This is a genomic window from Arthrobacter sp. FW306-06-A (genome assembly GCF_021870055.1).
GTDB lineage: Bacteria > Actinomycetota > Actinomycetes > Actinomycetales > Micrococcaceae > Arthrobacter.
Window position 1 is genome coordinate 1,832,644 of the sequence record NZ_CP084552.1, and the last position, 21,414, is coordinate 1,854,057.

At 65.7% G+C, this 21,414-nt stretch carries 18 protein-coding genes; 9 read left to right on the forward strand and 9 right to left on the reverse strand.

What is annotated here, in order from left to right; translation table 11 throughout:
• Nucleotides 1-16: 16 nt before the first annotated feature.
• The 3 genes from ftsR (at nucleotide 17) to LFT49_RS08415 (ending at nucleotide 2,063) form a co-directional block, all read left to right on the forward strand.
• On the forward strand, nucleotides 17-733 hold the full coding sequence (ftsR, locus tag LFT49_RS08405) for a transcriptional regulator FtsR (RefSeq protein ID WP_018763526.1): 717 nt from the start codon (nucleotides 17-19) through the stop codon (nucleotides 731-733).
• A complete protein-coding gene (locus LFT49_RS08410; RefSeq protein WP_056331728.1) occupies nucleotides 733-1,236 on the forward strand; it encodes a bifunctional nuclease family protein in 504 nt (167 codons plus the stop codon). The genes ftsR and LFT49_RS08410 overlap by 1 nt, the downstream gene beginning before the upstream one ends.
• A 233-nt stretch (nucleotides 1,237-1,469) precedes the next feature.
• Nucleotides 1,470-2,063, forward strand: coding sequence for a MerR family transcriptional regulator (locus tag LFT49_RS08415; RefSeq protein ID WP_142134380.1), 594 nt, complete (start codon nucleotides 1,470-1,472; stop codon nucleotides 2,061-2,063).
• 97 nt (nucleotides 2,064-2,160) lie between these two features.
• On the opposite strand, the gene LFT49_RS08420 is transcribed toward LFT49_RS08415, so the two are convergent.
• Nucleotides 2,161-2,979, reverse strand: coding sequence for a ParA family protein (locus LFT49_RS08420; protein ID WP_236802001.1), 819 nt, complete (start codon nucleotides 2,977-2,979; stop codon nucleotides 2,161-2,163).
• Nucleotides 2,980-3,281: 302 nt separating this feature from the next.
• Here LFT49_RS08420 and LFT49_RS08425 point away from each other — a divergent pair, with 302 nt between their 5' ends.
• Nucleotides 3,282-6,680: a pyruvate carboxylase gene (locus LFT49_RS08425; RefSeq protein WP_237430240.1), complete on the forward strand. Its 3,399-nt coding sequence runs from the start codon at nucleotides 3,282-3,284 to the stop codon at nucleotides 6,678-6,680.
• Nucleotides 6,681-6,740: 60 nt separating this feature from the next.
• Here LFT49_RS08425 and LFT49_RS08430 read toward each other — a convergent pair whose 3' ends face one another.
• Nucleotides 6,741-8,549, reverse strand: coding sequence for an AMP-dependent synthetase/ligase (locus LFT49_RS08430; RefSeq protein WP_236802003.1), 1,809 nt, complete (start codon nucleotides 8,547-8,549; stop codon nucleotides 6,741-6,743).
• Nucleotides 8,550-8,719: 170 nt separating this feature from the next.
• Here LFT49_RS08430 and LFT49_RS08435 point away from each other — a divergent pair, with 170 nt between their 5' ends.
• Nucleotides 8,720-9,808: an ROK family glucokinase gene (locus LFT49_RS08435; protein WP_236821769.1), complete on the forward strand. Its 1,089-nt coding sequence runs from the start codon at nucleotides 8,720-8,722 to the stop codon at nucleotides 9,806-9,808.
• 76 nt (nucleotides 9,809-9,884) lie between these two features.
• Here LFT49_RS08435 and LFT49_RS08440 read toward each other — a convergent pair whose 3' ends face one another.
• The 3 genes from LFT49_RS08440 to LFT49_RS08450 are packed head-to-tail and all read right to left on the reverse strand — an operon-like array spanning nucleotide 9,885 to nucleotide 12,029.
• Complete coding sequence (locus LFT49_RS08440) at nucleotides 9,885-10,451, reverse strand: hypothetical protein (protein WP_236802005.1); 567 nt, start codon at nucleotides 10,449-10,451, stop codon at nucleotides 9,885-9,887.
• Nucleotides 10,438-11,244: an alpha/beta hydrolase gene (locus LFT49_RS08445; RefSeq protein WP_236802006.1), complete on the reverse strand. Its 807-nt coding sequence runs from the start codon at nucleotides 11,242-11,244 to the stop codon at nucleotides 10,438-10,440. Before LFT49_RS08445 ends, LFT49_RS08440 begins: the two co-directional genes overlap by 14 nt.
• Nucleotides 11,241-12,029 (reverse strand): alpha/beta hydrolase, encoded by a 789-nt coding sequence (locus tag LFT49_RS08450; RefSeq protein WP_237430241.1) that lies wholly within the window; start codon nucleotides 12,027-12,029, stop codon nucleotides 11,241-11,243. Before LFT49_RS08450 ends, LFT49_RS08445 begins: the two co-directional genes overlap by 4 nt.
• A gap of 111 nt (nucleotides 12,030-12,140) precedes the next feature.
• Between LFT49_RS08450 and LFT49_RS08455 the strand changes: the two genes are divergently transcribed.
• Together LFT49_RS08455 and LFT49_RS08460 are read left to right on the forward strand one after the other, a co-directional pair.
• A complete protein-coding gene (locus tag LFT49_RS08455) occupies nucleotides 12,141-12,965 on the forward strand; it encodes a lysophospholipid acyltransferase family protein (RefSeq protein WP_236802007.1) in 825 nt (274 codons plus the stop codon).
• 97 nt (nucleotides 12,966-13,062) lie between these two features.
• Nucleotides 13,063-14,454 carry a class II 3-deoxy-7-phosphoheptulonate synthase gene (locus tag LFT49_RS08460; protein WP_236802008.1) on the forward strand — a complete coding sequence of 464 codons (1,392 nt, stop codon included), beginning with the start codon at nucleotides 13,063-13,065 and terminating at the stop codon, nucleotides 14,452-14,454.
• Nucleotides 14,455-14,533: 79 nt separating this feature from the next.
• On the opposite strand, the gene pknB is transcribed toward LFT49_RS08460, so the two are convergent.
• Entirely contained in the window at nucleotides 14,534-16,630 is a 2,097-nt protein-coding gene (gene pknB / locus LFT49_RS08465) for a Stk1 family PASTA domain-containing Ser/Thr kinase (RefSeq protein ID WP_236802009.1), read from the reverse strand.
• Nucleotides 16,631-16,725: 95 nt separating this feature from the next.
• Entirely contained in the window at nucleotides 16,726-18,105 is a 1,380-nt protein-coding gene (locus LFT49_RS08470) for a lytic transglycosylase domain-containing protein (protein ID WP_236802010.1), read from the reverse strand.
• A gap of 325 nt (nucleotides 18,106-18,430) precedes the next feature.
• On the opposite strand from LFT49_RS08470, the gene LFT49_RS08475 reads away from it, so the two are divergent.
• Together LFT49_RS08475 and LFT49_RS08480 are read left to right on the forward strand one after the other, a co-directional pair.
• A complete protein-coding gene (locus LFT49_RS08475) occupies nucleotides 18,431-19,399 on the forward strand; it encodes an IS481 family transposase (RefSeq protein ID WP_237430242.1) in 969 nt (322 codons plus the stop codon).
• Nucleotides 19,400-19,432: 33 nt separating this feature from the next.
• Entirely contained in the window at nucleotides 19,433-19,786 is a 354-nt protein-coding gene (locus tag LFT49_RS08480) for an Rv2175c family DNA-binding protein (protein WP_236802011.1), read from the forward strand.
• Nucleotides 19,787-19,795: 9 nt separating this feature from the next.
• Here LFT49_RS08480 and LFT49_RS08485 read toward each other — a convergent pair whose 3' ends face one another.
• The gene (locus tag LFT49_RS08485) at nucleotides 19,796-20,890 is read right to left on the reverse strand and encodes a polyprenyl synthetase family protein (protein WP_236802012.1); all 1,095 of its coding nucleotides are present in this window, start codon (nucleotides 20,888-20,890) and stop codon (nucleotides 19,796-19,798) included.
• The gene (locus tag LFT49_RS08490) at nucleotides 20,887-21,411 is read right to left on the reverse strand and encodes a hypothetical protein (RefSeq protein ID WP_236802013.1); all 525 of its coding nucleotides are present in this window, start codon (nucleotides 21,409-21,411) and stop codon (nucleotides 20,887-20,889) included. The genes LFT49_RS08485 and LFT49_RS08490 overlap by 4 nt, the downstream gene beginning before the upstream one ends.
• Nucleotides 21,412-21,414: the final 3 nt, after the last annotated feature.

Here is a 21,414-nt window from a genome sequence, read left to right on the forward strand (position 1 = left end):
ACCGCTGCCTGTGGCAATGGCACAACCGGAACGCCGGGGCCCCCAGGTCCTCAACATTGGCGAAGTCCTCGCCCAGCTGAGCGCCGACTTCCCGGGCATGACCGCGTCGAAGATCCGGTTCCTTGAAGAAAAGGGACTCATCAACCCGCGGCGCACTCCTGCCGGCTACCGCCAGTATTCGGATGGCGACGTGGAGCGGCTGCGCTTTGTGCTGGCCCTGCAGCGGGACCAGTACCTGCCCCTGAAAGTCATCAAGGACTACCTTGATGCCATCGACAGGGGAGAGCGCCCGGAGAACCTGCCGCCCGGCGTCGTGGTTTCGCCACGCATCGTCTCCGACGAACTGGCCGCCGAACTGCAGAACCGCGGCCGGAAGCTCAGCGAGGAGCAGCTCCGCACCGAATCCGGAGCCAGCGTTCCCCTGCTGCAGTCACTCTTGAGTTTCGGCCTCATCAGCCACAGCAACGGCCAGTTCGACGAGCACGCCCTCCAGGTTGCCCGCGCCTGTGTCCAGCTGGAAAGCCACGGCCTGGAACCCCGGCACTTGCGGCCGTTCCAGGCGGCGGCCGAACGGGAATTCGGCCTGGTGGAACGTGCGGTCGCGCCGCTTGCCTCCCGCAAGGACTCGGCATCCCAGGCGCGGGCAGCGGAGGCTGCCCGCGAAATCAGCGACCTCTGCCTCACCCTGCACAGGGCCCTGGTGCAGGACCACATCTCACGCATGGACATCTGATGATCGAAGTCGAGATTGTTGGCGTTCGCATCGAACTGCCTTCCAACCAGCCGCTGGTCCTGCTCAAGGAGATGCACGGCGAACGCCACGTGCCCATCTGGATCGGCACGCCGGAAGCCAGCGCCATCGCCCTTGCCCAGCAGGGCGTGGTCCCGCCCCGGCCGATGACCCATGACCTGCTCGTGGACGTCGTGGAGTCCCTGGGCCACTCTGTGGTCAGCGTCAACATCGTGGCCGTGGAGGACAACATCTTCTATGGGCAGTTGCAGTTCGAAAATGGAACCACGGTCAGCTCGCGCGCATCGGACGCCCTTGCGGTGGCACTGCGCGCCAAGTGCCGGATCTGGTGCGCCGATTCGGTGATGGATGAGGCGGGAGTCCGCATCACCGAACATGACGAGGGGGAGGACGCCGAGCCCGGCCCCACCGTCGATGAGGAGCGCGAACTGCGCCGTTTCCGGGAGTTCCTGGACGACGTGGAACCCGAGGATTTCGACGGCTAAGGTCACGTTAAGGTTAAAGTTAAGGCTGAAACTTTCGACACGCCTCTTCCAAGCCCCGAAGGTCTTTGACCTCGGGACCCGCCGGGCCTAACGTCGAAGTATCAAGTTTCCTTGCTTACGGCAGCCGCGCAGGTCACACTGGAAAGTGCGCCCCGCGGAAAAATTACACGCATGGTCTTCATGCCAATGCAGCCGTATCAGTACCAAGGGAGCGTACGACAAGGAGGATCCAGGTGAGTCCCAAAGGCGAAGCAGGCGGGCTAAAGCAGCCCAAGGCTGGCGTTGCTGTACCCGTAAGTGGTGCCCAGGGCCTCCTGTTCACCGAGGACCTTCCGGTACTGGATGAAGACGCAGGCTACCGCGGGCCTACTGCCTGTAAGGCTGCAGGCATCACCTACCGCCAGCTCGATTACTGGGCCCGTACCGGCCTGGTGGAGCCGGCCGTCCGTGGCGCTGCAGGATCCGGATCCCAGCGGCTGTACGGCTTCCGCGACATCCTGGTGCTCAAGGTGGTCAAGCGGCTCCTCGACACTGGCGTGTCCCTGCAGCAGATCCGTACGGCCGTGGAACACCTGCGCGAGCGCGGGGTGGAGGACCTTGCGCAGATCACGCTCATGAGCGACGGCGCCAGCGTCTACGAATGCACGTCTGCAGATGAGGTCATAGACCTGGTCCAGGGCGGCCAGGGCGTTTTCGGCATCGCGGTTGGGCGCGTATGGCGCGAGGTGGAGGGCAGCCTGGCTTCGCTGCCCAGCGAACACGCCGCGGAGCAATCCTTTCCCGACGATGAACTCAGCAAGCGCAGGGCCGCGCGGAAGATCAGCTGACCCGTAGATCAACGAACCAGGGGCCGTCCTCCATTTGGAGGACGGCCCCTGGACGTTTAAGCGTCGGGTGCGCTGGGAGGTTGTGCCGGCCTGCGGTTCAGCGGGCCCGGCTCCGCAGGCCGCTGCGGGAGGCCATCAGGTTGGATAAAAGGTCGTCAAACAGGCCGGCGGCGGACTTGGCCGAATCCCCGGGCCAGTGGTGGACGGGATGGGCGGCGCCTTGGATCTGCTGCCAGTTGGCCTGTTCCGGAATGCGCGGGCTCAGGAGGAGTTCGCCAAACATGGATTCCATTTCGGCAAGCCGGTAGGTGTGCTCCGACGAGCCGCTCCGGACGCGGTTTGCCACGATCCCGGCCGGCGACAGGTTCGGGGCGAACTCCTGCCTGAAGAGCTGGATTGCCCGCATGGTGCGTTCCGTGCCGGCCACCGAGAACAGGCCGGGTTCGGCAACCAGGGCAACCTTGTCGCTGGCGGCCCAGGCCATGCGCGTCAGGCCGTTGAGGGACGGCGGGCAGTCGATCAGCACCAGCTGGTAGTCGTTGGCGCCGGCAAGCACGGCGGAAAGCCGGCGGAGGTCGCGGCGGCCCAGGTCCGGCCGGTCGTAAATCCCGGTGTAGGCGGAGCCGACGGCGACATCCAGGACGGCGGGCCCGGAACCGTTCGTGGGGGTTCGGTCAGCCCAGCTGCTGCGGACCACGTTCTCCGCCAGTTTTGCCCTGCGGGGGCTCTTGAGCATCCTGCCAATATCCAACTGGTCGCCCGGCTGGACGCCCAGGGCGGTGGTGGCGTCGGCATGCGGATCGAGGTCCACCACCAGCGTGCGTACTCCCGCGGCCAGCGCCGCAGACGCCAATCCTGTGGTGACGGAAGTCTTACCGACTCCACCCTTGAGGCTGCTGATGCTGACTACTTGCACTTGAGAGACCAAAACCTAACGCCGGATGCCGTGTTGGGAGTAATGTTTGCCTCGGCAGAGCCGAAGCCGGGCGGTCCTGCCGCCCTACTCATCATATGTTGATGCGTCGGCGAATCCTGCTTTAACGGGCGTCGGCATGCCACCGACTGTGCTGCCGGGGCGGTTTCCGCCAGCCAGGCTGAAAGCGTTCGGGACATGACGGGAAATTCTGTGACCGTGACCACAAAGATTTGTGTTTGTCCTTGTAGGTCCTAGACACTGTGACCACTCATCGATCCACCCAGCAATGATGCAGGAGAAGTATGTTTTCCAAAGTTCTGGTGGCCAACCGCGGTGAAATCGCGATCAGGGCCTTCCGCGCCGGCTACGAGCTGGGCGCCAAGACCGTTGCCGTTTTTCCCCAAGAGGACCGAAACTCAATTCACCGCCAGAAAGCGGACGAGGCCTACCTGATTGGCCAGGAGGGACACCCCGTCCGGGCATACCTTGACGTGGCGGAGGTGGTACGGGTCGCCAAGGAGTCCGGAGCTGACGCCATCTACCCGGGCTACGGCTTCCTCTCGGAAAACCCGGAGCTGGCACGCGCGGCAAAGGAGGCCGGCATCACGTTCGTGGGGCCGCCCGCCGAAGTGCTGGAGCTTGCGGGCAACAAGGTGGCAGCGCTGAAGGCCGCCCGCGAGGCCGGCGTGCCGGTCCTGAAGTCCAGCGAGCCGTCCAAGGACTTGGATGAGCTCCTTGCTGCGGCCGATGAGATCGGCTTCCCAATCTTCGCCAAGGCCGTTGCCGGCGGCGGTGGCCGGGGCATGCGCCGGGTGGATACCCGCGAGGCCCTGCCCGAAGCCCTGCAGTCAGCCATGCGCGAAGCCGACGCCGCCTTCGGTGACCCCACCATGTTTCTTGAGCAGGCAGTCCTCCGGCCGAGGCACATCGAAGTGCAGATCCTGGCGGACGCCGAAGGCAACGTCATGCACCTGTTCGAGCGTGACTGTTCCATCCAGCGGCGGCACCAGAAGGTCATCGAGATCGCTCCCGCCCCCAACCTGGACGACAACATCCGGCAGGCCCTCTACCGGGACGCCGTGAAGTTCGCCCAGGCATTGAAGTATGTCAACGCCGGTACGGTCGAGTTCCTCGTCGACACCGAGGGTGAGCGGGCCGGCCAGCACGTCTTCATCGAAATGAACCCGCGCATCCAGGTGGAGCATACGGTAACCGAGGAAGTCACGGACGTGGACCTGGTCCAGGCCCAGATGCGGATCGCCTCCGGCGAGACCCTCGCCGATCTTGGCCTCTCCCAGGACACGGTCAGGCTTCGCGGCGCAGCCCTCCAGAGCCGCATCACCACGGAGGATCCCGCCAACGGCTTCCGCCCCGACGTCGGAAAGATCACCGGGTACCGCTCGGCCGGCGGCGCGGGTGTCCGGCTTGACGGCGGCACGGTGTACTCCGGGGCCGAGATCAGCCCGCACTTCGACTCCATGCTGGTGAAGCTCACCTGCCGCGGCAGGGATTACCCCACTGCCGTTGCCCGCGCCCGCCGTGCCCTGGCCGAGTTCCGCATCCGTGGCGTCTCCACGAACATCCCCTTCCTCCAGGCTGTGCTGGACGATCCCGACTTCATCGCCGGAGATGTGGCCACCAACTTCATCGACCAGCGCCCGGAGCTGCTCAAGGCCCGGGTATCCGCCGACCGCGGCACCAAGCTCCTCACCTGGCTGGCCGACGTCACCGTGAACAAGCCCAACGGCGACCTGACCGTGCATTCGGATCCCGCGCACAAGCTGCCCGACGTCAAGGACAGGGAGGCAGGACCCGGTTCACGGCAGAAGCTCCTTGAACTGGGGCCGGAAGGCTTCGCCAAGGCATTGCGTGAGCAGAATGCCGTCGCCGTCACCGATACCACTTTCCGCGACGCGCACCAGTCCCTTCTGGCCACCCGCGTCCGCACCCGCGACCTCGTAGCCGCGGGCCCCGCTGTTACGGCGCTCATGCCGCAGCTGCTGTCCGTCGAGGCGTGGGGCGGTGCCACCTATGATGTGGCGCTGCGCTTCCTGGGCGAGGACCCCTGGGACCGGCTGGCAGCCCTGCGCCAGGCCATGCCCAACGTCTGCATCCAGATGCTGCTGCGCGGCCGCAACACGGTGGGCTACACGCCGTACCCGGAAGAAGTCACGGAGGCCTTCGTCAACGAGGCCGCCGCCACCGGCATCGACATCTTCCGCATCTTCGACGCCCTGAACGACGTCAACCAGATGGCTCCAGCCATCCGCGCAGTCCGTGCCACCGGCACCGCCGTGGCGGAAGTGGCGCTGTGCTACACGGGCAACCTGCTGGACCCGGAAGCGAAGCTCTACAATCTGGACTACTACCTTGGGCTGGCGCAGAAGATCGTCGACGCCGGGGCCCACATCCTGGCCATCAAGGACATGGCCGGGCTGCTGCGCCCCGCTGCCGCTGCGAAGCTCGTTGCGGCGCTCCGTGAGCGCTTCGACCTGCCGGTCCACCTGCACACCCACGACACCGCGGGCGGCCAGCTGGCCACCCTGCTGGCTGCTGTCGACGCCGGCGTGGATGCCGTGGACGTGGCCTCCGCATCGCTGGCCGGCACCACCAGCCAAGTGTCGGCGTCGGCCCTTGTTGCTGCCCTGGCCCACACGCCGCGCGATACCGGCCTCAACCTGGACGCCGTCAGCTCGCTCGAGCCGTACTGGGAAGCGGTCCGACGCGTCTATGCCCCCTTCGAGTCGGGCCTGCCCGGCCCCACTGGCCGGGTGTACAAGCACGAGATCCCGGGCGGCCAGCTGTCCAACCTGCGCCAGCAGGCCATGGCCCTGGGCCTGGGGGAGCGGTTTGAAGCGATCGAGGACATGTACACCGCCGCCGACCGCATCCTGGGCCACCTGGTGAAGGTCACGCCGTCCTCCAAGGTGGTGGGTGACCTCGCCCTGCACCTGGTGGGCCTCAACGCCGATCCTGCGGACTTTGAAGCGAACCCGCAGAACTACGACATTCCCGACTCAGTCATCGGCTTCCTCTCCGGCGAGCTCGGTGATCCTCCCGGAGGCTGGCCCGAGCCCTTCCGCACCAAGGCCCTGCAGGGCAGGAGCGTGAAGGTGCGCGACGTCGAGCTGAGCGCCGAGGACAGCGCCGCGTTGAAGTCCGATTCGAAGACCCGCCAGCACACGCTGAACCGGCTGCTCTTCGACGGCCCCACCAAGGACTACCTGAAGAGCGTGGAGACGTACGGCAACATCTCCGTCCTGGATACCCGTGACTACCTGTACGGCCTCCAGCGCGGCACCGAGCACGAGATCCAGCTGGAGCGCGGTGTCCGCCTCATCGCCTCCCTGGAAGCCGTCTCGGAGCCGGACGAAAAGGGGATGCGCACCGTCATGTGCACCCTCAACGGCCAGTCCCGCCCCGTGGTGGTGCGTGACCGGTCCGTGGTGAGCAACGTCAAGGCCGCCGAAAAGGCCGACCCCGCCCAGCCCGGCCAGGTGGCCGCACCGTTCGCCGGCGCCGTTACCGTCACGGTCAAGCCCGGGGACACGGTCAACGCAGGTGACACCGTGGCGACCATCGAGGCCATGAAGATGGAAGCATCCATCACGACGCCGGTAGGCGGCAAGGTTTCCCGCCTCGCCATCTCCGCCGTCGAGCAGGTCCAGGGTGGAGACCTGCTCCTCGTCATCGAGCAGTAAGAAGTTCCAGACACAACGAAAGGGTCCTCCCAAGGCGGGAGGACCCTTTCGTTGTTGTGATCAGGGACGCGGGGCGGAGTACATCTCTTCGATGACCGTTTCGAAGTCCTTCATTACCTGGGCCCTCTTCACCTTCATGGATGGGGTCAGGTGGCCGGAGGCTTCGGTGAAGTCGGCGGGGACGATGCGGAAGGACTTGATGGCCTCAGCCTGGGAAACTGACGTGTTGGCTGCGGTGATCAGGTCCTGGACTGCAGCCTTAACCACGGGGTTTTGTGCTGCCTGCTCCAGCGTGGTGTCTGCGGGAAGGCTGTGGCGCTGGAGCCAGCCCGGCAGGGCTTCCTGGTCCAGGGTGACCAGGGCCCCGATGAAGGGCCTGTTATCCCCTACCACCAGCACCTGCGACACCAAGGCGTCAGCCCGGATCTGGTCTTCGAGCAGGGCGGGAATGACGTTCTTGCCGCCGGCCGTGACGATGATTTCCTTCTTGCGGCCGGTGATCCAGACGAAACCCTCGTCATCCAGCCGGCCGATGTCCCCGGTATGGAACCAGCCGTCAGTGAAGGCTTCCGCGGTAAGGTCATCCCGCTGGTAGTAGCCCCGCATGACGCAGACTCCCTTGGCCAGGATTTCGCCGTCGTCGGCAATCTTCACTGCGTTACCCGGCAGCGGCTTGCCCACCGAGCCGATCTTGATCCGCGATGGGGTGTTCACGGTGATGGGGGCGGTGGTTTCGGTGAGGCCGTAGCCTTCCAGCACCTGCAGGCCGATGCCCTGGAAGAAGTGCCCCAGCCGCTCGCCCAGGGGGCCGCCGCCGGACACCGCGTGTGCCACGTGTCCACCCATGGCGGCACGCAGCTTGCCGTAAACCAGCTTGTCAAACAGCGCATGCCGCAGCTTCAGGCCCAGCCCCACCCGTCCGTCCTGCCGCGCCTTGGAGAAGGCGATGGCGGTTTCGGCGGCGCGGTGGAAGATGGCGCCCTTGCCGCCGTCCTCGGCTTTGGTCAGCGCGGAATTGTAAACCTTCTCGAAGACCCGGGGCACGGCCAGGATGAATGTCGGTTCGTAGCTCTGCAGGTCGGCCAGGAGGTTTTTGATATCCGGGGTGTGGGCCACCGTGGTTCCGGCTGCCATGGCCAGGACCGAGATGAATCGGGCGAACACATGGGCCAGGGGCAGGAACATGATGGTTTTGGCGTTCTCGTGGACAATTTCGCCGATGATGGCCAAGGCGTTGTCCGACAGTTCCACGAAGTTGCCGTGCGTGAGCTCGCAGCCCTTGGGCCGTCCCGTGGTTCCGGAGGTGTAGATGATGGTGGCCACGTCGTGGAGTCCTGCTCCGCTGCGGCGGGACTCGAGCTCTTCGTCGCTGACATCGCGGCCTGCTTCGCGGAGGCTGTCCAGGCCCGTCCCCTCGAGCTGCCACACGTGCTGCACCGCTGTGAGGCCCTCGGCGGTGACGGCCTGGCGGATGACGTTCTCGTGGTGGGCGGATTCGCCGAAAGCGGCAACGGCACCGGAGTCCCCAAGGTTCCAGGCGACCTGGGAGGGGGATGAGGTCTCATAGATGGGAACAGAAACCGCACCGGCGAACCAGATGGAGAAGTCCACCAGGGACCACTCGTAGCGGGTGCGGGACATGATGCCCACCCGGTCCCCGGCGCCCACTCCGCTGGCGATCAGGCCCTTGGCAAGCGCCCTGACGTCAGCAAGGAACTCCGTGGCGGGGACGTTGCGCCAAGAACCCGCCGGGTCGAGGCGGGAAAACAGTGCCGGGTTGCTGGGCTTGGCCGCCTGCCGCAACACCAGGTCGGTGATGTTGGTTTCCGGCGGGACAACAACCAGGGGCGGAACACTGAATTCGCGCACTATAGCTCCTTTGATATCTGAAGTCCCGCGCAGGGGGTTGCCTAAAGACTAATACCCCGGACGGAACAGTGCAGTATATAAACCTACTGGCGAGTAACTTAGCCGTCAATGCACGTCCTGTGTGCGCTATATGTCAAGACAATCTTGCCGCCCCCTTAGAATGGTGGACTATGTACGGACCGTTGCCCGGCGATCAGGCCGGCCCCCTGAAAAGACCCGCCCCCTGGCGCCGCCGTCCCGCCAGCTACCGTGCCGGACAGCTCCATGGCGGGACCGGTGGACATCTTCGCCTGGGCCGCAAGGGATTGGCCATCGGGATAGATATTGGGGGAACGAAGGTAGCCGCGGGCGTGGTGGACGCCGAAGGCCGGATCCTTAATGAAGCCCGCCGCTCCACCCCCGGGACGGATCCCCGTGCTGTCGAACAGGTCATCGTGGAACTGGTGGAGGAGCTCAGCCAGGGGCACCGCATCTGGTCGGTGGGCATCGGCGCCGCCGGGTGGATGGACCTGGCCGGCGGCACCGTCCTCTTCAGCCCGCACCTGGCCTGGCGCAACGAGCCGCTGCGTGCAAACCTCCAGCGGCTCCTCCGCCGGCCGGTACTCCTGACCAACGACGCCGATGCGGCAGCCTGGGCTGAGTGGCGCTTCGGCGCCGGCCAAGGAGAGGACCGTCTGGTCTGCATCACGCTGGGCACCGGTATTGGCGGTGCAATGGTGATGGACGGCAGGGTGGAGCGCGGCCGGTTCGGCGTGGCAGGGGAGTTCGGCCACCAAATCATCATGCCGGGCGGCCACAGGTGCGAATGCGGCAACCGCGGATGTTGGGAACAGTATGCGTCGGGCAATGCCCTGGGCCGCGAAGCGAGGCTGCTGGCCCGGTCCAACTCCCCGGTGGCGCAGGACCTGCTGGCAGCGGTGCATGGACATCCGGAAGCCATTACCGGCGCCATCGTCACCGAGCTGGCACTGGCCGGCGACCGCGCCTCCCGCGAGCTGATCGAGGAAGTCGGCGAATGGCTTGGACTTGGGCTCGCCAATCTGGCGGCAGCCCTGGATCCGGGCCTCTTCGTGATCGGCGGCGGCCTCTGCTCAGCTGGCGACCTGCTGGTGGAACCCGCCCGCAAAGCCTTCGCCCGGAACCTGACGGGCCGTGGCTTCCGCCCGGCTGCCGGAATCGAGCTTGCTGCACTGGGCCCTAGCGCGGGGCTCATTGGGGCGGCGGACCTTTCGCGGGTCAGCAGCCGCGTCCGCAGCTGACCACCGCCTGCTGACACGGCGGGCGACGACTTCGTTGACCACGACTTAGTCGACGACGACGGCGGGCCCGGGGGCGCTACACCCTGGCGCCGTCGTCGTCCCCGTTCTTTTCCTGCGGCAGCTTCATGATCAGGTACACCGTCCCAAGGACGAACGCGGCAACGATGCCGACGATGGCCAGCAGGGGCGCCGTGCGCCAGAACATCGCCGACAACAGCAGCGCCACGGGGCCGCCCACGGCACCGAGCCAGGCCAGCATGGTCAGCGGCTCGGTGCCGGCCAGGCTGGGCGGTTCCTCCGGCACGAACTCTTCGTCGCCATCGTCCACCTCATAGTCCCGGGGACCCTCCGGGGCCCCGCCTGCACCCTGGCCGTCCTCCCCTCCTGCCCCCGCCTGGCGTTCCGCCGGGGACGGCTCGGCAGGGGCAGTCCCCGCCAGACCCAACGGATCGAAGTCGCGGAAGGAGGGAGCCCCCGGTGTTTCCGGGCCAGCTTCCGTCCCGGTGGCCGGCTTTTCCCCGGCGCCCGGGGTGTCGGGGCGTATTGCCACCGTGTCTGACTCAAGCCGTGCCACCAGGTCCAGCCATACGGCGTCGTCCTGGTTGGCCCCCTGGTCAGGCTGTTCCGAGTCAGGCCTGTTCACCGCGCACCTCCTGTCCTGATCCTGCAGGGCTGGCCGTCGTTTGCTTCAGCACGCGCCGGATAAAGTCCACCGAACCCTCGAAGATGCGGTCGGCGTCGTTGTCCAGGGTGGCCACGTGGTAGCTGTTCTCGAGCCGGACCACCTCCAGGGGAGCGTGTACCAGCCCGCGCCGCAGGACGTCCATGCTGGAGTCGGACACGACATGGTCCACGGTGGACCGGTAAACCTGGACGGGCGCCGTGACCCGGGGAAGGAGCCGGACGGTGTCCTTGAACATTTTGTTCAGTTCATGGGCCGCGGCCACGGGCGTACGGGCGTAGGCGCCTTCATCCATGCCCGCTTTCAGGATGTCGTTGCCGATGGACGGGGTACTCTTCAGCACCAGTTTGAGCAGTCCGGCCAACGGTGCCCTGGGATCGTCAATCACCAGGCCTGGGTTCACCAGCAGCACACCGGCCACGGGGCGGGTGGCGGCAAGGCGCAGGGCGAGGGCGCCGCCCATGCTCAGGCCGGCCGCGAAAACCTGGTCGCATTCAGCATCCAGTTCCAGGAAGGCATCATCCAGGGCGCCGTGCCATTGCTGCCACCGGGTGCGTGCAAGATCCTGCCACGTGGTCCCATGCCCGGGCAGCAAAGGCATCCTGACGGCGAAGCCGGCAGCGGCGAATGCCAGGGCCCAGGCGCGAAGGCCATGCGGGCTTCCCGTGAAGCCGTGGGACAGCACTACTCCCGTTCGCGGCCCTTCTCCGCTGAAGGCGCTGCTGAACGGGCTGTGGTCCGGACCGGACGTCATGGCGTCTCCAAAGTAGTGGTGCGGCGGGCATGGGCGGCGAAGAATTCGTCCGACCCCGCGAAGATGGCGGGCGCGTCAACGTCCAGAGTAGCCACATGTCCGCTGCTGGCAAGCTCTTCCACCGCCGCGAGGTTCGCGCCCAACCCCTTCCGCAGCAGGGCCAGGGAGGTGGGCGGCACCACGGCATCGGTGCGCGACTTGAAAACCTGGACGGGAGCATTCACGCTGGGCAGGCCGCGCACGGCTGCGCGGAACAGTCTCTTCAGCTCGTGCACCGCGGACAGCGGAGTCAGAGAGTAGTCGCCGTCATCGGTTGCGGGGGCGCCGGTCTGGTCCTCCTGGAGGGGAACGGTGGTGCGCTGGACATATTTAAGCAGGCCGATGATCCGCACCCGCCAGTCGTAGAAGCTCAAGCCCGGGTTCACCACGCTGACCCCGGCCACTGGATGGCGGGCAGCGGCAAGCAGTGCGATGGCCCCGCCCATCGACAGGCCGGCGGTGAAGCAGGCGTCCGTCCGGCCGGCGAGGTCGAGGAAGGCCTTTTCGTAGCTGCGGTACCAGTCCTTCCAGCCAGTCGAGGCGAGCTGGCGCCAGTCCGTACCGTGCCCCGGGAGAAGGGGGACGGTGACGGCGTACCCCAAGTCCGCAAGGTGCTGCGCCCACGGCATGATGCTCAGCGGGCTGCCCGTAAATCCATGGCACAGGGCCACCCCGATGCGGGCATTAACACCGTGGCCTGGATAGCTGAAAGCGGCCGGACGGGGCGGAATGCTGCTTTCAGTCATGACTCCATCGTGTCACTGTTCCACCCAAATCTCACTAGAGTAGGGTTGCATTGAATCGCTGGCCAGGCCCGACGCGGGGACTGGAAGCTGCCTTCCGGAGAGGTTCACCACGTGTTCTATTGGGTCATGAAAAGGATCTTCCTCGGTCCGGTGATCAAGCTGCTTTTTCGGCCCTGGGTTAAAGGCCTGGACAACATCCCGGCGCAGGGAGCCGCCATCATCGCCTCAAACCACCTGTCATTCTCCGATTCGATTTTCATGCCGCTCATGGTGCGCCGCCCGGTGGTCTTCCTTGCAAAGTCTGAGTACTTCACGGGGACGGGAATCAAGGGCAGGCTGACGGCGGCGTTCTTCCGCCTCACCAATCAGCTGCCCATGGACAGGTCCGGCGGCGCGGCTTCCGCGGCGTCCTTGAACGCGGGAATGGAAGTGCTCAGCGCAGGCGGACTGCTGGGTATCTACCCCGAGGGCACGCGGAGTCCCGACGGGCGGCTGTACCGCGGCAAGGTGGGCGTGGCCAGGCTTGCGCTGCAGGCGGGAGTCCCCGTCATTCCCGTTGCCATGATCGGCACCGACAAGGTCCAGCCCATAGGCAAACGGCTGCCCAATATCCGCAGGATCGGCATGATCTTCGGCGAACCCCTGGACTTCAGCCAGTACCGGGAGCAGGCCGAGGACAGGACGGTCCAGCGCAAGGTCACCGATGAGATCATGTCCAGCCTGCTGCGGCTCTCGGGGCAGGAGTACGTGGACGAATACGCGGCCGTGGTGAAGCTTCGGCTCGCCGGCAAGCCTGTGGAGCCCCGGGCGGCAGCTGAGCCCTTGGCAGCCCCAGTGGCAGCCGAGGGAGAATTCGTGCAGGACAACGCCGCCGGCAGTCCGGCCGCCGGGCCTCATGGCGTGGAGGACGACGCCGGCACAACAGCCGCCGGGTAACGGAACCTTCCAGGGGCACAGCCCGGTTGTGACGGGGGGAGCCGGCAGCGTGACGGCCCGGTGCCCTCCGGCGCCGCCCTGCCGGTAGTCTTGGAGGGTGACTGAGCTATCTGCAAAACCCGCATTTTCGCTGTCCAGCACCGCCCAGAGCGGAGCAGCCAACTATCCCGGACTGGACCACTGGCGGGACCTTCCCATCTCGCAGCAGCCAAGCTGGCAGGACCGGGAAGTTTTTGATGCGTCCGTGAAGGAGTTGTCCGTCCTTCCGCCGCTGGTATTCGCAGGCGAAGTGGACGTGCTTCGGGAGCGGCTGGCCGCTGCTGCCCAGGGCAAGGCGTTCCTGCTGCAGGGCGGCGACTGCGCGGAAACCTTCGAGGCCGCTACGGCGGACAAGATCAGCGCCCGTGTCAAGACCATCCTCCAGATGGCCGTGGTCCTCACCTACGGTGCGGCTATGCCCGTCATCAAAATGGGGCGGATGGCAGGCCAATTCGCCAAGCCCCGTTCCTCCAATGACGAAACCCGAGACGGCGTAACCCTGCCCGCCTACCGCGGTGACATCGTCAACGGGTACGAGTTCACCCCCGAGTCCCGCGGCCACGACGCCTCCCGGATGCTGCGTGCCTACCACACCTCCGCATCCACGCTGAACCTCATCCGGGCCTTCACCCAGGGTGGCTTTGCCGACCTTCGCTCCGTACACCAGTGGAACAAGGGGTTCACCGAGAACCCCGCGCACGCCCGCTACGAATCGCTGGCCAGGGATATCGACCGTGCCATCAAGTTCATGGCCTCCTGCGGCGCCGACTTCGAGGCCCTCAAGCGCGTCGAGTTCTTCGCAAGCCACGAGGCCCTGCTGCTGGATTACGAACGGGCCCTGACCCGCATCGACTCCCGCACCGGATTCCCCTACGACACCTCCGCGCACTTCCTGTGGATCGGGGAGCGCACCCGCGAACTGGACCACGCCCACGTCGACTTCCTGTCGCGCGTGCGCAACCCCATCGGCGTCAAGCTCGGCCCGTCCACCACAGGTGATGACGCCCTGCGCCTGATCGACAAGCTGGACCCGGACCGCGAGCCCGGCCGCCTCACGTTCATCACCCGCATGGGCGCCGGCAACATCCGCGAAAAGCTGCCGGCCGTCGTCGAGAAGGTCACTGCCTCCGGCGCGCAGGTCCTGTGGGTCACCGACCCCATGCACGGAAACACTGTCACCTCGCCCAACGGCTACAAGACACGCAATTTCGACGACGTCATCGACGAGGTGCGCGGGTTCTTCGAGGTGCACCACGGCCTGGGCACGGTGCCTGGTGGCCTCCACGTGGAGATGACCGGCGACGATGTGGCGGAATGCCTGGGCGGCGCGGACCCGATCGACCAGGATGCGTTCCTGGACCGTTACGAGTCTGTCTGCGATCCGCGGCTGAACCACATGCAGTCGCTCGAAATGGCCTTCCTCGTGGCCGGCGCCCTCGCCAAGCACTAGTAGCAAGAGCATTCGAATACCGCGCTGAAAGGCGCGGCCGGAACTCTTCCGGCCGCGCCTTTTGTGTGCCCAACGCTCTTTAGACCACGGTCAGGGTCACGGTTGAGCCCTCCGGAACTTCCTTGTTCACCGGGCTCTGGTCCCGGACCGTGCCGAAAAAGCCACCAAGGATGTTGTTCACTTTGACGTCGAAGCCCAACTCCTTCAGTTGCTTACGGGCATCCTCTACCTGTCTGCCAATGAAACTGGGAACATTCACCATTTTGGGGCCCTTGGAGATGGTCAAGGTGACCGTTCCGCCCCTGGTCAGCGTCCCGTTGGCCGGGGACTGGCTGGCCACATCCCCCTCCGGGACGTTCCGGTCGAAAATTTCATCCGGGGCCACCCGGGCAGTAAGGCCTGCGGCCTCGATGGCCGCCACGGCGTCATCCTCGGACTTTCCGATGACGGATGGAACTGCAATCGGCTGAGGGCCCTTGGAAACCGCAATGGCCACGGGCGTGCCGTGGCGTGCGGGGCTGCCGGCTGCAGGGTCCTGCGACAGGACGATCCCGGCCGCCGCATCCTCGTCGAACTTCTCGGACACAGTCCCCAGCGCCATCTGCGCCGCGTTCAGGGAACTCTTTGCTTCGTCCAGCGTGCCGCCGGTGATGTTCGGCAGGGGAAACAGCTGTGGACCCTTCGAGACCAGCAGGGAGACGGGCTGGAACTTCCGGATCTCGGTCCCCGCAGCCGGCTCACTGCCCACCACGAGCCCGGTGGGCACCTCGTCGTCGAACACATCGCTCGTGGTGGAACGGAAACCCACCCCGCTCAGCACCTGCTGGGCCTGGGCCACCGTTTTGTTAGCTACTGCAGGTACGGCGGCGGCAGCGCCGGGACCCATGCCGAAAAACCATCCGGCACCAGTGGCCAGGAGGGCGGCGATGATCAGGACCAGGACCCAGAGGACGCCGCGGCGCCGGGGATTGCCCTGCCGCAGGGTGCGCACCGGGGTGGCAGCGGCCACGGCCCGGAGCTTTTCGTCTTCCTTGTCGGCACGGCGCTGGGCGCGCTTTCCCAGCCGGGGCGGCGGGGGAGACCAGCCGCTGTCGGAATCGTCGTCGTCGGGCAGTGCCAGTCCGGGCCGCTGGTGGTAGGCCACCTGGGCGGTTGGAGCCTGGGCGTTGGATACCTTGTCCTGGGCCGGCGCGAAGTGAGCGGGCGGGTAAGGCGGCGCAGCGGGCCGCGAAGGCGGCAGCACGGTTGTCGGATTGCTGGCGCGTGCCAGGACCTCGGTGTGGTGCTGGGACGCGGGACCACCGGCTGCGGGCGGCAGCAAGTCAAGTTCCGCATCCGTGAGGTGGGTCCGGATGTGCCGCAGTTCCTGAAGCAACGCGTTGCCGTCCACCGGCCGGTTCTCGGGATCATTGGCGGTGCACCACTGCACCAGTTCGTCCACCTCGCCCGCCAGTCCGGGTACCTGGTCCGACGGCGGACCCACCGTCCCGTTGACGTGCTGGTAGGCCACCTGGATGGGCACCTCGCCCTCGAACGGCTGCCGGCCCGTCAGCATTTCATACAGCATGATCCCCACGGAATAGACATCGCTGCGTGCGTCCGCCGGCTTGCCCAAAACCAGTTCCGGTGAAATGTAGGCAACCGTGCCGATCAGCGCTCCGGTGCTGGTTGAGCTGGTGACGGCTCGGGCCAGGCCAAAGTCACCGATCTTGATCCTGCCGTCATCGGCAATCAGGACATTTTCGGGCTTCACGTCGCGGTGGATAAAACCCGCTGCGTGCGCAGCACCCAGTCCCTCCACGACGGGATCAATAAGTGCCAACGCAAGCCTGGGCGGCAGGGCGCCCCTGTCCCGGATGACATCCCGGAGCGTATGGCCCCTGATGTATTCCATGACAAGGTAGGCCGTGGTGCCGTCGTTGCCCTGGTCCAGCACGCCCACCACGTGGGGATGCGACAGCCGGGCAGCGGCCTTTGCTTCCCTGCCCAGCCTGCCCAGGAAGTTTTCGTCAGCAGCAAGGTGGGGGTGCAGCACTTTCAATGCCACTTCGCGGTCCAGCCTCTGGTCCACGGCCAGATAGACCGTGGACATGCCGCCGCGGGCAAGCCTGGAGGTGACTGCGTAGCGGTTGTCTACCAGCGTCCCTACAACGGGGTCCGACACGTCTTCCTGCACCTTATGATCCTAATCCCGCAGCAAAACGCGTCCGCAACGAAAGCGGGTCCGAACCGGTAACGGTTCGGACCCGCATTACTGCAATCGTCAGTGGCTTACCTGAAGTTCTTCTGGTGGGCCTTGATCGCGGCAACATACGCCTTGGTGTCGTCGTACATGCCGTACTTGCTCACCGAGTACTGGCCCTGGTAGTAACCCGCGATCGCGCTGTCCTGGTCCTTGCTGGTGGCCAGCAGTTGCCGAATGATGGCCACGCCGGCTGCTGCATTGTCGTACGGGTCCAGCAGGTTCAGCTTCCGTCCCACCAGGTCCGACGCCCACTGTCCGGAGCTGGGAATGACCTGCATGGTGCCGATTGCGTTCGCCGGCGACACCGCGCGCTGGTTGAAACCGGACTCCTGGAAGGCAAAGGCAAGGGCCAGGGAAGTGTCGACACCCATGCGCCGTGCGGTGTCGGCAACGATGTTCTTCATTTCCTCCCGCGAGGGCACGGGTGAAGCATTCAGCAGGGCCTTGTTCTCATTGGCCGAGCTGACAACAGCTGCCGGGTAGCTGAATCCGAGGAACGAGCTGGGCACCAGGGGAGCCGCGGCCGGCTGCGGCGCCGCGGGCTGCTGGGCCGGCTGCCCGGAACCGCCGGGGATGACCAGTTTGCTGCCCGGGTAAATGATGCTGGTCATGCCCAGCTTGTTGGCAGACAGCAGGTCCGGCAGCTTTACGCCGTGGCGGGATGCGATGGCCGAGAGTGTGTCACCGGCTTTGATGGTGTAGGACCCCGTTGCGGGTGCCGATGTGTTGGCCAGGGCGGGTGCAGGTGCTGGTGCCGCCGGCGCGGGAGCTGCCGGCGCCGAGCCGCCGCCCACCTTGATCTTCTGTCCCGGATAGATGATGGAACGCATGGACAGGTTGTTCCAGGTGAAGACATCCGACAGCGACACGTTGTGCCTGGCAGCGATGGCGCCCAGGGTGTCGCCGGATTTCACTGTGTAGGTTGCCCCGGCGCCGGGTGCCGGAGCTGCAGGGGCAGCGGCGGCTGCAGGCGCGGGTGCGGCGGGAGCGGGTGAGCCGGACAGCTTGAGCTTCTGGCCGGGGTAAATGATGGTGTTGGCCTGCAGGTTGTTCAGCTTGAGGATCTCACCCGTGTCCAGGCCGAAACGGCCGGCGATACCGCTGACTGTGTCGCCGCGGACAATCGTGTACTCGGCTGGGGCTGCCGGCCGGGCCGGCTGGAAAGCTGCCGGAATGGTGGTGGAGACAACAGAAGCGGGGATCACGGTGCCCGCGGCCTTCGCCTCGGCCTGGGCCTTCATTGCCGCTGCCAGGCTGCTGGGAATGCTCCGCGCGGGCTGCTGCGCTGCAGCCGGCTGGGCCAGGGCAAGGGATGACAGGACGACCGCTGGCAGTGCCGCGGTGGTGGCGGCAATCATCGGCAGACTCGGCTTGGGGGGCTGCTTGGGCGAGCGGGACATCGTCATCGGAAAGAATCCTCTTCTCAACTGCGGGTGCGGACGCGGACGGGGATGCCGCTGTCAATCTTGATACTACTGTGACTTAAGTTATTCCTGTTACAACTGTGATGAGTGTGAATCTCTCATGAATTTGCGATTAGCACAAGAAATTCCTGATTCTGTGCAATGCCTTCATTTCGGGAGTGTCCGCAGGCCAGGAGCGGAATGAATTGCCTCGACTAGGTGTATTGACCACGGAGGTTAGGAACATGCGGCGTGGTTAGGTGACAAAAAGAAGACCTCCAAGTGGAGTGGGGCTTGTCTAAGAGTCCGATCCACAAGGAGGTCTTCAATGTCCCATGCTAACGCGCTTCTGACGCCGAAGGGACGGCTCCGGCTGGCCCGGTGCATCGTCGATGACGGGTGGCCGCTGCGCCGTGCTGCTGAGCGGTTCCAGGTGTCGGTGACGACCGCAGCGCGGTGGGCGGCCCGTTACCGGGAGCACGGGGAGCACGGGACGGGTGATCGTTCCAGCCGGCCCATCAACTCCCCGCGTCGGACCTCCACGCGGCGGGAGCGGCGGATCGTCGCGATCAGAGTCAACCGGCGCTGGGGCCCGGCACGGATCGGCTATCTGCTGGGCATTCACCCCTCCACGGTGCACCGGGTGCTGTCCCGGTTTGGGCTGGCGAGGCTGGCGTGGATGGACCGGGCCACGGGCCGGGTGATTCGCCGGTACGAGCACCACAGCCCCGGGGACCTGGTCCACGTCGACATCAAGAAACTTGGACGGATCCCTGACGGCGGCGGACACCGCAGTGTCGGCAGGGCCGCCGGAAACCGGAACAAGACCGGTACCGCGGCGAACCGGAGACCGGGTCACGCCTTCTTGCACAACGCCGTCGATGATCACTCCAGGCTCGCCTACACGGAGATCCTGACCGATGAGAAAAAGGACACTGCGGCCGGATTCTGGGAACGCGCCAATGCCTACTTCGAGTCCCACGGGATCACTGTCAAACGGGTCCTGACCGATAACGGATCCTGCTACCGCTCCTACGCATTCAAAGACGCTCTGGGCCCGGACATCAAGCACAAACGCACCCGCCCCTACAGGCCTCAGACAAACGGCAAAGTCGAGCGCTACAACCGCACCATGCTCGACGAATGGGCCTACGCCCGTCCCTACGCCTCCGAGGCCGAGCGTGTTGCCGCTTTCGCCGACTGGCTCCATCATTACAATCATCATCGAGGCCACGTCTCACTCAACGGTCAGCCACCGGCCAGCCGCGTCACCAACCTCTCAGGTCAATACAACTAGGCGCCGGGCCGGGCTGCATGGCAACCTTGATCCGTGAGTAATGTAGAAAACCTGGTGGGCGAGTGGTTGCCACTGCCCGACGTCGCCCGTTTATTGGATGTTTCCATCACTAAGGTCCATAGCCTCATTGATGAGCGTGCCCTGGTGGCACTACGGGTGGGGGAACGGAAGATCCGGTCTGTTCCCGCCGAATTCATCCAGGATGGCCAGGTAGTGGACAGCCTTAAGGGCACCATTGTGGTGCTGGCCGACGCCGGCTACTCGGATGAGGACCTTATTGTCTGGCTGTTTACGGCCGACGAGTCATTGCGGGGCCGCCCCATTGACGCGCTGCGGGAAGGCCGCAAGACCGAAATCAGGCGCAGGGCCCAGACCCTGGCCTGGTAAACCGCAGCTTCAGGAGGCTCGGCTGACAGCAGCTTCAGCCAGCTTCCGAAGCGCAATTTTGGGCAACTCCTCCAACGGAAGCCCATCAAGTGCCTCGAATGCTGCAGCGCCGAACTCACTAATAAGGACTTCGGTGGCCTGCAACGCTCTGGAATCCTCGATGATGCGCCGGATTTCCAGGATGTCAGCGTCCGACAGGTCGGGGCTGCCCAGGCTCGCATCAATGAATGCGGACTCTTCCGGGGTCGCCTGATCCAGTGCGAGGGCCACCAGGACAGTACGTTTTCCTTCGCGCAAATCATCGCCGGCCGGCTTGCCGGTGGTGAGCGGATCCCCAAACACGCCAAGGACGTCATCGCGGAGTTGGAAGGCCTCGCCGAGCGGAAGTGCGAAAGCCGAATAGCCGCGGAGCAGTTCATTCGACGCTCCGGCCAGGGCTCCGCCCAGGGCCAGTGGGTGCTCGGTGGAGTATTTGGCGCTCTTGAACCGGATGATGGACTGCGCCCTGCCGACCGCTCCCGCCCGGTCCCGGACAGGTCCCGCCACTTCCTCCAGGATGTCCAGGTACTGGCCGGCCATGACCTCTGCTCGCATCAGGTTGAAAATCAGCCTCGCCCTGCTTCCGGAGGCGGCCCGTTCACCGATGTCGGTAAACGCCTCCTCGCTGAAGGACAGGCAAAGATCGCCCGCAAGGATGGCGGCCGCCTGGCCGAACCGTTCGCTGTCCAGTGCCCAGCCCTGGGACGTGTGCAACTCGCTGAAGCGCCGGTGGACGCTGGGACCGCCGCGGCGGGTGTCCGAGCGGTCGATGATGTCGTCATGGATCAGTGCGGCGGCCTGGAACAGCTCAAGCGCAGCGCCGGCTGTGACAACCTGGCTGGCCCCGGCCTCGCCCCCTGCGCCGCGCCAGCCCCAGTAGCACATCAGGGCGCGGAGGCGCTTGCCGCCGGTGACGAGGTTGGAGATGGAACCCATGATTGGTTCGATGTCCGGGGAGATGCCGGACATTACTGACTGCCGCGCGGTCAGGAATCCCGTGAGCTCGCCTGCCACGCCTGCCACGAAGTCGGCTTGTTCATTCCGTAGCTGCTCCGCTGCCGTCACTTGGCTGACTCAGCTGCCACGTTGGCGCCGATGGTGAACGTGGAAACGCCCGCGGCTTCGACCACCGAGAGGTTGACGGTCTCGTTGTCACCGCGGACGAAATCCTTGGAAGCCACCCCGCCCACCTTGTCGCCGGGAACGGCCTTGAAACCCTGGCCTTCCAAGGCCTTCGTATAGAAGTCAAGGACCGAAGCGGTAGGGGCCGTGACCGTCCCGACCAGGGCAGCGGTGGAGGGTGTGGAGGCCTTGTCGAAGCTGCTGGACACGACTGTTGCCCCGGTCATCAAGGGGAGGAGTTGCTGCGGAAAGCCGGCCACCACCGCGCCGACAGTCGCGGAAGTATTGGGCGACGCCGACGGGCTGGGGGAAGCCGTGAGGGTGGACTGGGTGGCAGCAGGGGGTGCGGACTGGGAAGGCTCTGCCTGTCCGGAGGGGGTCTGGCTGCAGGCGGCCAGGGCCAGCACCGCCGCAGCGGCAAGCGCGGCCAAGCCTGCTGGCTTGAAGTTTCCAATAGCCGTCACAGA